This is a genomic window from Arthrobacter sp. Sr33 (assembly GCF_054511195.1).
In genome coordinates this window covers 1-11,702 of record NZ_JBTNDD010000007.1, presented here as the reverse complement: position 1 = coordinate 11,702, position 11,702 = coordinate 1, and the positions used below count along the sequence as shown (strand labels likewise).

The window sequence follows — 11,702 nt, the reverse complement described above, 5'->3', positions numbered from 1 at the left end:
TCAACCTTGGCGGCCCGGGACGGCGTCGTGCGTAGTGCGGCCGATACCTGCCACCTCGGCGGCGCTGACGAGCGGCAGATCAGGATCCGCTGAACTCCTTGCACCCGTAGCCGGACTTACGGGTTTCGCCGTCAACAACCGAACCAGCAGCGCCACAACCTTCAAGACGTAGGCGACAAGAATCCCTCCGGCGGCTCCGGTTGCTTCCCAATACACCGCACCTACCCACACCGAAGCCAACGTGACAGCCGCAAAAATCACTCCGTTGCGGGCCACAAAATTCTGGTATCCCTGGGCCTGAAGCATGCCACCGAGAGGGGGCGCCAGCGAGAGGAAGGGGATAGCCAGGACGGCAAGGGCAAACGCCGGGGCAGCATCAGCGTAGGGAGCGCCGAACAGCAGGATCACAATGGGTTCGGCGAAATACGCCACGACCGCGAGTGGAATGACGCTCAAGCCAGCGGCCGCGCTGAGTTGCCAGCCCAAGCGTTTTACAGTGGCGAGCGACTCCCTGGCAGCATGCGGCAAAATTACAGCAACGGCTGCGCTCCCCACGAGCATCAGTGGGCGGGTGATCCTGAATGCGGCCGAGTACAGGCCAGCAGAAGCTACCGATGTGGTTCCAGCGACAATTGCCGCGTCCAGGGATCGTGAGGCGGCACTGAGATTAGCCACCATGTACGGCGTTAGTGACCGGTAAAGCACCCGAAACGGGGACCGTTCCCTTATGCCGCGCATCCGGGACCTGAGGACCACCAAAATGTGGGCCAGGCCCAGTAAACCGCTGATGAGCATACCGAGCGTGTAGGCGGCGAGGGGATCGACGTCGACCATGAACAGTCCGACGAAAATTGCCAGCGCGGCGCATCGCCGGAGCAGAACCGAGACAATGATCGGACGTTTGAGCTTGTCAGCGACAGGAACCGTCAGTCCCGCCTCAGTGAACTGGTCGAGGGCCAGCGCGATCGGTAGCAGGCACAACCATGAAGAGGCTCCTGTGGAAAGCCCGATGACCAGAATGGCAAGTGCGAACAAGATGCCTGCGATCAAATTGCCGCCGCAGCTCATGCGAAGTCCGGTTGCGACGTCGCCGTGGTCTCCCTTAGCCCTCGCGCGGGGGATGTAAGAGGACAAGCCCCAATCCGAGACGGTGAACAGGACTCCGCCGATGCCGAGGACGACGGCGATGAGCCCGAAAGTCTCGATACCCACCCAGCGGGCGAGGAGGACTACTGATACAGCCTGGACGCCGCTCGCGAAGACCCGGGTTGCCAGCATGACGAGGAATTGCAGTTTCATGAAGTGCTCCAGCCTTCAGCGTCGAACGGTCTATGGAAGAAACGTCTTTCGAAGCAACCGTGACGCCGTCGTCCGGGAACCAAGCCCTGTTCCTTCATTATGCAGAGTCCAGGGTCAATTTCCAGAGGTCACGCCGGATCTTTTTGGTGATCTTCGGTTTGACCACCTTTCGGGCAAAAAGGGCCAGAGCGACGCCGTAGCCTCGCTGATTGACCATGAGGGAGGCTACCTTGAGATCCTTTATGTGTCGCTTCCGGAGCACCTCGGGGCTGGCCCCCGAGGCATCGGTCCAGCTTGAGTACATGAGGCTCCGTTTGAGCTGATGGGTGAACGGAGAGTCTGCCAATAATGTGTGAAAGAAGAACTCATCGGGAATCCGGGTGAAACGGCAGTATCGGGTGAACGCTGGATCAGCATCAATCTCGTCGAGGATCCACGTCACTGCCTCCCCGGTCAGCATCCACCACTGACTCCCGCAATATACTCGCCGTCCGTTTAATGCGCGCTCATGGTTGCGGGGGACACCGCACCTGTTGACGAGTCGGGGGAGAACGCTCATGAACTTGCGGTGCGGATCGTATTCCAGATGAAAACGGGTAAATCGGCTCAATGGTTTGGTCGCCGGATCCATCGGTAGGCAATTGATGAACTGTTGGTCATCCAGGGCGGCAAAGTAGTCATGAATCACCGATTGCTCCTGCACGGGGTAGGAATCGCCGCTGAGGAGGACCAGTCTGTCCTCCGCAGCGAAATCAGGACCGTCGACCGCGAAGCGCAAGAGGCTGAGGCTGGCCTCCACCTGGGACCAACCGCCCCAGTTCACCCGAACGCGGAAGCGATCCGGGATGAACCGGACATTTCCGCTGGCTCCCGCTGCGGCACGAAACGGTGCGTCGTCGACTTTCTGGTCGATGTGGACGATCACCGTGCTGCCCTGATGCTCCAAAGCCGTCAGCAATTCCGCAAATTGAGCAGGGTTGTAGTGCGCCAACACTAGATAACGAATCGTCAAAGCCGGCCCTCCCATGTCAGCCAACCCGCGCGGCGAGACCATGAAGCAGATAACAGGCCTGGACAGACTTGCAAGGATTGGTTGTGATCCCTGAAGTCTAGGGATTGATCAGGGCTTGGGACTGCTAGTTACCTGCCCTGCGAAGGAAGTACCGTGCTCGGTCAACGAACAACACGTAGTCCGACCCGATGATCCGGGCTAAAAAGCGCGCCATTAGAGTAGGCATCCCGAAAGGATCAACCGAACGACCGGCACTAGAGGGTACTACGCGGTTCCGCCGCCTCGGTACCTATCCTTCACCGCCCTGGCACCCACATTGGCGGAAGCGGCTACCAGTCTTTTCTCAAACTATGGCGAAGCCGCGCAAACCCTTGGTAGACCTCAGTATGGGGCGATTCCGTGCTATGCCACGCCATTGCTGTGAATATAAGTCCGGCTTGAACTGGTGAACAACACCAGGCCGTTTAAAGGGGATAAACATGGCGGGTCGCCACGTAATAATTCAATCAGGATATTCCGATCGGGTGGCTAACCGTCGCTGGCGTGCAGTCCTTGGCGTCGTGATTAGCTGCAGCCTGATCACCTCAACGTTCGCTGCACTGCCAGCTGCAGCCGAGCCCCTTCAAGAGCCGGCAAATGACGCCGAACCCGGCTGGCCTTCCCCCTGGTCGCCCTTGCCGATCGAAGAGATTTCGATTGAGTCGAATAACCTCCAACTTGAGTTCGACGGTGACCTGCCAGTACTCGACGGGCAAGCCGAGCCAGGTTCGGGATTCACCATGGTGCTGCCCTCCTCGGAGACGGAAGAGGAGCGGAGCTATGTTCCGGGCAACCTGAGCATGAAGGATGGGAATCTATACATTGCTGCGCTCGGTAGCGCGGCCGATGACTCGAACAACCTCGTCAATGCTCTGGGCGTCGGACTGAACCCGGGTGAAGAGACCATCAGGATCTCTACTGAAATGATTCTTCCAGAAACGCTTACCGAGACGCAGGACGCCGGGATCTGGTTGGGTGCAGATGAGGATAACCTCGTCCAACTGGTGCTCTCTGGGGCTGGGGCCGGGTCGGACCGCGCAGTGAAACTTGTCAGTGAAATCGACGGCGAGGAGACTTCCACGCCTGACTCCAGCACCACCGTGTCCGACGAAGCGCTCACAGCGCCGGCCGACGACGCCGCGCCGCAAAAGCGGCTCCGCCTAACCCTTGATGTGGATACCAGTGCCCAATCACTCATGGGGGTTTACCAGATCGACAATTCCGATCCCGTGGCGGTGGGCAGGATCGAGCTTCCCCAGGAGTTCCTGAACGAACCAGCGGAAGTCCCAGGCTCACCCGTCTTTACCGGGATCCTCGCCTCCGATGGCGCAACCGCAACCACCCCGGGTATCACGGCATTTGCCGATTTCACCGTCGAGCAGCTCCCGGCTGAGGCCGCCCCCGGACCCGAGACCACGCTAGCGCCGGAACCATCGCCGGAACCTGAACCGTCAAGGACGCCGACCCCGGAACCCTCACCGACCCCGGAACCCTCACCGACTCCAGAACCCTCACCGACTCCAGAACCCTCACCGACTCCCGAACCCTCGCCCTCGCCCGAGCGGGATCCCGAACCATCGCCCGAACCATCGCCAGAACCATCGCGAGAACCAGAGCCAGAGCCAGAGCCAGAGCCAGAGCCGCAACCGGTACCTGAGCCAGCGCCCGCTCCCGAGGCGCCTGACCACGGAACTGCTGATCCAGCCAATCTGTCGGCGACGGTCCAGACAGTGGGAGTCGCGTTGGCCTGGAGCCCAGGCATGGACGCAATTGGCTACAACGTCTATCGCAGCGAGACGGCCGAATTCACAGACGATGCGGACCTCGTCAGCGGCGACACCCCCATCAACACACTGAGATTTATCGACGCGTCAGTGAGACCAGGTGCTACCTACCACTACCGGGTACAGGCTGTGGCGGAGGACTCAAGCGAATCCGGTCCGTCGAACGTCGTCGAGATCTTCATCCCGGAGCCCTCTGAGGGATGCACAGAGGGTCTGTGGTCGATGCAGTACTTCGACGGCGTCTCCTTAGGCGGGTCGGCGATCGTTTCTGAATGCGTCGTCGGCATCGACTATCAGTTTGCGGATGGCAAAGGACCAACCGGTGTTGGCGGAACCGACTATTCGGGTCGCTGGGAGAGGACCATCGAAGGTGGGGGAGATTATCTGGTTTCTGCGGCAGCCGATGATGGCGTCCGGGTCCTGGTTGACGGTGCGACAGTCCTTGATCACTGGGATTCCCCTGGCCGCAGCGAGTCGAAAACCATATCGCTTGAGGCTGGTCCTCACACGGTAACCGTCGAGTACTTCCAGGCCTCTGGTCCGGCATCGCTCGCGGTGTCGTTTGAGCAGATCGGCGAGGATACCGAATCGCCCGTCGCTCCCACCGATCTCACGGCGCGCCTCGACAAGGGCGAGGACGGAAACGCCGCTATCAAACTGCAATGGGAGGAAAGTCCGTCAGAAGACACTGCCGAGTACCAGATACTTCGCAGCACCCCGGCTGACGCTGAGGCAGAGACCGTCCTGACAGAACAGCCCGAAGGCACAGCGGAATTCATTGACTCCACAGCTGAAGAGGACACCACCTACACCTACTCGGTCATAGCCGTTGACGACTCCGGCAACGAATCACTCGCGTCGAACGAAACCAGCATCATGCTGGCTGAGCCGTCCGACACGACGGCGCCTCCAGTCGTAACCGGGCTGACCGCCGCGGCGGGCGACACATCAGTGGCGCTCACGTGGGCGGCGTCGTCTGCCACCGATCTGTCCGGGTATAGCGTGTACCGCTCTCTGCAGCCCAACGTCAGCGAGACCGGCGACCTTCTTACTGGGATAGGCACTGTGCCGGGTGCAACCTACACCGACGCGACGGCGGTCAACGGGACCACCTACTTCTACACCGTCACCGCGGTTGACACCTCAGGCAACGAATCGGCGATGTCTGCGGAGGTCCGCGCCGTACCTAACGTTCCGAACACCACAGTCCTGAAGGTCGACTTCACGACCGATACGAGCGGGCCCGCGACCGGCTACCGCGCCGACTGGGGGCAGGCCTTCGGCGCCCGGTCAAGTGCCGGACAGGGCGAAGGGGCAACCTACGGCTGGAAGACGGCTGACGGGAATCCGTTGAGCCTGGTAGGAAATGGCCGCGACCGGGGACGGGCCGGGATAGATCCGCGTCTCGACTCGATCATCCATATGCAATACGGGGACGATCCGGGAACGAAAGGGGTCAAAACCGAAGGTGTCTGGGAGGCACAGGTCCCCAACGGACTGTACAAGGTCACCGTCGGAGTCGGCGACATGAAGTTTGGAAGCGTGTACGACTCCCTGCACGCAATCAACATTGAAGCTGGCGTTGGAATTGAGTCCTTCCAGAGTACTGAGGCTGCCGAGTACGCAATAAAGACGACGACGGTCGGTGTGTGGGATGGTGCCCTGACGATCAATGCCACCGGGGGGAAGAACAGCAAGATTGCCTATATCGACATCGTCGGGATGGACCTGGCTCCACACGTGGACACCATGCGCCCGAACAACCGGGGCACGGGCCACAGTCCCAATGATGGGGTTTCCGCAACCATTCGGGTGCCCTACGCCGGGGTAGGCGTCGACCCGACATCGCTGCCCGGGAACGTTCATATCTATGAGGTTTCCTCGGGTGCGGAGGTGCCTTCCTCAACAGGAACATCAGGTGGCAACGATGTTATCGCGACTCAACCCGACAACGCGCTGAAACCCAACACCAACTACCGGTTCGTCGTCACCTCCGGGGTGAAAGACAATTACGGGGTGGCCTTCGCGCCGTTCACTTCAATCTTCACCACGGGAACCGATGTTATTGAAGCGTCGGATGACTTCACCCCGGTACGCGGAGTCGGCTTCGAGCGGGAAGAACAGCCGGTTGCGGAGGGCACCTATTGGTCCTCCATGACGTTCGGCCCGGACGGCAAAATGTATGCCGCGTCTATCGGCCAAGGCCTGTACCGGTTCACCGTCGGCCCTGACGGGTCACTCAGTAACAAAGAGGCCTTAGGTTATGGGGGCCGGGCCATCGTGGGCCTGGTCTTCGACAAGGCGTCTACGGCAAACAACCTCCGTGTCTGGATCACATCGACCACGGCAAACACCTTCAATGAAACGGGCGAATGGGTATCGAGTGTCAGTGTGCTGAGCGGAGCCCAGTTGCAGGTCGAGTCCCAGGTGTTCATCGGATTGCCACGCTCGCAGGCGGATCACCTCACCAACTCCATGGCATACGGCCCAGACGGGCGGTTGTACTTCCTGCAGGGCTCCAACCAGGCGGCGGGAGACCTCGACAATTCGTGGGGCCAACGCGGGGAGACACTCCTCACCGCGGCAACCCTGGTTTTTGATCCCAATCACTCAGCAGTGCAGCAGGCCGCGACATCGGGTGAGCCCATTGACGTGAAGACCGCTGATAGCGGTACCTATAATCCCTACGCGCCCGGAGCCCCGCTGCAGATTTACGCCACGGGCATCCGTAATGCGTATGACCTGGTGTGGCACTCCAACGGTCACCTGTATGTGCCGACCAACGGCACCGCGGGTGGTGCGAACTCGCCAGGGGTGACGGCCAACTCCAACGGGACCTTCACACGGGTAGCTGCCACCGGTATCCCCGGCTACAGCTCGGTCAACGGTTTGGATGTGACGCAACAGTGCCAGCGCCGCAACTATCAGGGCGGCAGCGTTCCGGCCGTCGCCAATCACCCCACGCAGCAGGACTTCCTCTTCGATGTCGTAGCCGGCGGTTACTACGGACACCCGAACCCGGAACGCTGCGAATGGGTGCTGAACGAAGGCAACGATCCTGCGAAGCCTCCGCTGTATGCGGGGCAGGGCGGTAGCAAGTATCCTTCCGGCGTAAAGGCCGACCCGAACTATCGCGGAGTGGCCTACAACTTCGAATACAACAAGTCACCCAACGGAGCAATCGAGTACAAGAGCGACACTTTTGGGGGTCAGCTCAAAGGCCGGTTGATCGTATCCCGGTTCTCCAACAACAATGATTTGATTTTCCTGCAGCCAGACACTGCCAGCGGAAAGATTCTGGGCGCCCAGACCTCGGTTGGGATCACCGGCGTCGCCGATTCGATGATCGGCAACGTATCGGAGTTCATCGATCCCCTGGAAGTTGTGGAGGACCCCAAGACAGGCAACCTCTACGTGAACCAGTACGATCGCGGCGGCAGCAACCAGAAGATGTTCCTGCTGCGGGTACCCGCAGCCCAGCAGGCGGCATCCGTGAAGGCATCAGTGCCCGAGGTCATCTTCTCGGCGGTGAAGAGCACCACAAGCTCCTCCAAGCCGGTAACTGTGACCAATTCCAGCACCAGCTCACTCACCCTGAGCGCCACCCTGGCCGGGACGAATAGCGGCGAATTCACCTTTTCGGGGGGCAACGGTGTGACCCTCGCAGCGGGTGCCTCCACCACCATTAACGTCACTTTTAAACCAGGCACCACCGTGGGGCAGCGCAGCGCGATCCTGCGACTGACCGGCGGTGACGGTATCGCCGTCGACGTCGGCCTCTATGGGCTGACGATGAACGGGATCGAGGGACTCAACGAGCCAACGCTAGCCAACGTTTTCGGCACCCTGGGTTACAAGGTTGATCCGGGCTGGCAGAACCTCGAGGCTGGAGTCCAGCCGTCCGCTAAAGGCGAGGAGGTGCTAGAGCCGCTCTTCGTCAAGGCCGGGCTGGCACCGGTGACGATGAAGCCTCTGGCACAGTACGCGCCGCGTGAAGACCTGCCCTACGGCTGGTACACCGGGAACGCAGCGACCGAGGAACGGCGCAAGCTGGGGTCCATCGCAATCGAGGGCTACCAGTCGTTGCTGCCCCCGACCAGCACCGGAACGGCTGAAACGTTCGATCCGGGAACTGATGCATTTGGCCTCTACTACTATTCGAACGCATTCCAGCGGTTCGGCTACACGGAGGACCGGCTGAATACCGGAATCGCCCACCGTGCCCGCATTTACCCGGCCAAGGACCGTCAAGGTGTTTCCCTGGCGAACAGCTATCTCATTACCTTCGAGGACGCATCCAACGGTGACTACCAGGACTACGTCTTTCTGGTGACCGGAGTGCGGCCTGCCGGAGATGTTCCGCCTGAGTCGCCTGGAGCGATCAGGGTGAACTTCTCGAACCTCGCTGGGACTCTCCCAGCGGGTTACGCACGGGACTTTGGACAGGCGTTCGGCGATCGCACCAGGAGCGACCAGCCAGGCGGGCTGAAGTACGGCTGGAAGAGCCAGGCCACCGAGAATCCCCTGGACATCTCCACTGGCGGAACCGAAGGTAACGGGCGCGACCGAACGTTCGCGCCCCAGTCCGATCAGCGGCTGCGCACCCTAATGCACATGCAATCCGGGGACATCACCAACTTCAACGGCGTATCGACCTACGCCTACTGGGAGATCGGTCTGGAAGACGGCGACTATGACGTCACCGTGGCGGTTGGGGATGCACTAGCCCAGACTGCGCCGGAAGCGCATTCAATCAACCTGGAGAGCCAAAGTGTCATCAACCGGTTTACCCCCAGTGGGACCTCAGGTTCAGCCACCCGGCACCGGACCGTTACAACACGTGTCACAGTGAACGATGGCTTCCTTACGGTGGATGCCAACGGTGGTACCAACACCAAGATTAACTACCTCGACATCGTTCCGGTTGAGGGCCCGATTACTGGGGATGATCCCACCGAGGGTGCCCAGGTAAAGGTCAACTTCCAAACGACGACGGCGCCGACTCCCGCAGGGTGGACGGCTGACACCGGAATAGCGTACTCGGCGACTCGCGGCTCCGGCTGGTCGGTCAATGGCACACCGTACGACGCCAGCGGCGGAACACGGTATCGGACGTCGCCTACGGCTGGCATCAACTATCCAGCGGGTGACCCGCTGCTCCAGACCAATATCCATATGGGACCGGCAGCCGCATTTCCCAGCAGTGTCTGGGAGTACAAAGTTCCCAATGGCACCTATCAGGTAGCAGGATCGGTGGGTGACGCCGGATATCTAGACTCGGTTCATGGTGTTTCGGTAGAGGGTCAGCCGCTCGTTGCATCGTTCGTGCCCACCGGCGCAACCCCATTCCAAACAGGAACGCGGGAAGTGACAGTCACCGACGGGGCCCTCACCCTCGCGTCAACAGGCACCAATACCAAGCTCAACTGGGTGTCGATTAAGGGGGACGCTCTCAGTGCCGTTCCGGACACGGCGCCGCAGGTGAAATACAATTTCCAGCCATCGTCGGTGCCCACACCGTCAGGCTGGGTGGCAGACACCGGGGGAGCGTTCGACCAGGACGCTCACGGTTGGTTCGTCAACGGACAACCCACCGACCGATTTACTTCGGCCCGGAACAGGGCCACCCCAACCACGGGCATCATCTATCCGGCGGATCCCACGCTGCAGTCCCTGGTGCAAATGCAGGACGCCTTTTCAACAGGAGTCTGGCAGCACGCCGTCGGCAACGGCACCTACCAGGTTTCCCTCGCGGTCGGCGATGCCAATTACCTCGACTCGACGCACGCGATCTCTGTTGAGGGCAAGCCCGTCTTCGCGCCGTATACCCCTACCGGATCTGCCCCGTTCAAAACGGGGACGATCACTGTGGAGGTCACCGATGGGATGCTAACCCTGGTTCCCACGGGCACCAACACGAAGATCAACTGGGTCAGTATCAAGGGAGTGAATCTCGCAGTACCTGACATTAGTGTCACTGCCAACGGCCTAGAGGTAGGGGCTCAATATTCGGGTGGTGTCGCAAAAGTGGCACTGGCCGCCGAAGCGTCTCCTGACGCTACCCTCACCTCGCTGACCTACTCAATCAACGGCGGTACGGCGGCGCCCTACACGGCACCGTTCACCTTCGATGAGGTAGGCAACTACACGCTCGATGTCGCCGCTACGGACTCCGCAAGTAGAACCTTCAAAAGAACCGTCAAATTTGAGGTCCTGGATGTGGGCGGCACCCTCACCCTTCGAAATGAGCAGGCAACGAGGACTGCGGGCCAACCTATCCCAGGGTTCTCCGAGGACTGGCTGGTCATGCATCGGCTGAACTCGGGGGTCACCACCCATAAGGTGGTCGACGAAGCGGCGGCAACTATCACGAACACGGGCACCAAGGACCTCAGGGTGTCTGACGCTACCCTGAGCGGCCTCAACGCGTCCCAGTTCGTGCTCATCGACCTGCCAGCCCGCCCCTTCGTCATCCCACCGGGCGGAACCCAGGCCTTCAAGGCCCGCTTCACTTCTGTCACAGGATTGTCGTCAGTGCGCACCGCGCAGGTCGAGTTGACCACGAGCGACCCAGCAAAGCCGATGACTACCATTCAGCTACGGGGCATCTATATGCCCAGCCCCGAAGGAAACAATGAACTGCCGTTGGCTGAGATCACCAAGGCTTTCGGTTGGACCACGAACCTTGGAACTCTGGGGAACGGTGCCGAAAACACCGGCTCGCCGCTCAACGGTGACGAAGTCCGGTCCAAGACCTGGAAACGGATGGATACTACGAAGCCCGTCACGGTGCGTCAGATAGCCGCGTTCCATGGCTGCTGCACGGCATCGGAAACCATCAATATTGCGGGAACAACCGCCTCACATCATCCTACCTACGGCCAGACCACCCTCCCGCTCAACAGTGCCTTGACCGGTGGAGCTCAGCTCTCGGCCAGCCCGACGGTCAACTTTCCACTGGTGGTCGGTGGTCAATCAACCCAGAACAACACGCACGTCCCAATCAAGACCTGGCCAGTCAAGGATCGGACGGGAGCTGCAGTTCCGGGCGCCTGGATCGTAGGGCACGACTATGTCACGGCCGCCAACCAGTGCGGCACGGGCGACGTGAACTGTGATTATCAGGACAACGTTTACCTGATGACCAATGCGACTCCAGCCGGAGCAACCGACACCACACCACCGGCGGCTCCCGCCGGACTGGCCGCGACGGTGTCCGGATCCACAGTCAATCTGAATTGGAACGACAACTCCGAACCCGATCTCGCGGGCTATTACCTGGAGCGGGGCACCAGTGCCTCCGGTCCATGGCAGCGGCTCACCAGCTCGCCGGTAACAACCTCCGCCTACGCTGACACCTCGGCGCCTGCAGGCGCCGTGTCCTACTACCGGGTCCTTGCAACGGATGCGGCAGCCAACCTTTCAGGTCCCTCAACGGTGGTGACAGCCACGCTGCCGCCGGAGGAGCCGGTGGGGGATGTGGTGCGGATTAATGCTGGTGGTTCTGCGGTGGTTGCTGGTGGGGTGCAGTGGCTGGCGGATGAGAAGTTTGCTGGTGGGAAGTCGTT

Annotated in this window: 3 protein-coding genes; 1 reads left to right on the top strand and 2 read right to left on the bottom strand. The window is 60.7% G+C overall.

Going from position 1 to position 11,702, the window contains the following annotated elements:
• Window positions 1-1,299: a lipopolysaccharide biosynthesis protein gene (locus ACX80T_RS10480; protein WP_019483203.1), complete on the bottom strand. Its 1,299-nt coding sequence runs from the start codon at window positions 1,297-1,299 to the stop codon at window positions 1-3.
• Window positions 1,300-1,396: 97 nt separating this feature from the next.
• Window positions 1,397-2,311 (bottom strand): beta-1,6-N-acetylglucosaminyltransferase, encoded by a 915-nt coding sequence (locus ACX80T_RS10475; RefSeq protein WP_459304379.1) that lies wholly within the window; start codon window positions 2,309-2,311, stop codon window positions 1,397-1,399.
• A gap of 524 nt (window positions 2,312-2,835) precedes the next feature.
• Between ACX80T_RS10475 and ACX80T_RS10470 the strand changes: the two genes are divergently transcribed.
• The coding region (locus tag ACX80T_RS10470; protein WP_459304378.1) for a PA14 domain-containing protein at window positions 2,836-11,702 on the top strand (8,867 nt) is incomplete at its 3' end.